The 1090-nt window shown below is 66.2% G+C and carries 1 protein-coding gene; it reads left to right on the top strand.

What is annotated here, in order from left to right; genetic code table 11:
- Window positions 1-125: 125 nt before the first annotated feature.
- The coding region (locus tag ASJ79_RS24485; protein ID WP_067961091.1) for an IS256 family transposase at window positions 126-1090 on the top strand (965 nt) is incomplete at its 3' end.

Here is a 1090-nt window from a genome sequence, read left to right as displayed (position 1 = left end):
AGTTGAGTCCCGCATAGTGGTGTAGCGCGGTTGCTGGGTTCGTCATCGTGTCGGTGATGGACGTAAAGCGGCCACCGCGTGATCCTTCGAGTCAACCTTCCACAGAATCCTCGAGGAGCATCACGATGACCGCACCCCACATTGTCGACCCTGCCGGCCTTCTTGGCGAGGCCCTCTCCGAAGCCTCACCAGATCTGATGCGCTCGCTGCTGCAGACCGTGATCAACGCCCTGCTGTCGGCGGATGCTGATGCCGTCGTGGGCGCCGAATGGGGCCAGCCCACACCGGGACGGCGGTCCCAGCGCAACGGATATCGCCACCGCAGCCTGGACACCCGGGTGGGGACCGTCGATGTCGCGGTTCCCAAGCTGCGCAAGGGAACCTACTTTCCCGACTGGCTGCTCGAACGCCGCAAGCGGGCCGAATCCGCGCTGATCACCGTGGTCGCCGACTGCTACCTGGCCGGAGTCTCCACGCGGCGGATGGACAAGCTGGTCAAGACCCTAGGCATCGACTCGCTAAGCAAATCGCAGGTCAGCCGCATGGCCACCGACCTCGACGAGCACGTTGAGCAGTTCCGCCACCGCCCACTTGATTCTGCTGGCCCGTTCACCTTCGTCGCCGCGGATGCGTTGACGATGAAGGTCCGCGAAGGTGGCCGCGTGGTCAACGGGGTCGTGCTGCTGGCCACTGGAGTCAATGGTGACGGACACCGCGAAGTGCTGGGCATGCGGGTGGTCACCAGCGAGACCGGCCCGGCCTGGAACGAGTTCTTCGCCGACCTGGTCGCCCGCGGGCTGGCCGGCGTACGACTGGTCACCAGCGACGCCCACGCCGGGCTACGCGAGGCGATCGCGGCCAACCTGCCCGGAGCGGCCTGGCAGCGCTGTCGCACCCACTACGCGGCCAACCTGATGAGCATCTGCCCCAAGAGCATGTGGCCGGCGGTCAAAGCCATGCTGCACAGCGTCTACGACCAGCCCGACGCCCCCGCGGTGGCCGCGCAATTCGAGCGGCTCATCGACTACGTCACCGACAAACTGCCCGCCGTGGCCGAACACCTCAGTGCTGCACGCGAAGACATCCTGGC

This window comes from Mycobacterium sp. NAZ190054 (genome assembly GCF_001545925.1).
Classification (GTDB): domain Bacteria; phylum Actinomycetota; class Actinomycetes; order Mycobacteriales; family Mycobacteriaceae; genus Mycobacterium.
Note: the sequence above shows the minus strand (reverse complement) of the source record. Positions and strands in the feature narration are given on the sequence as shown.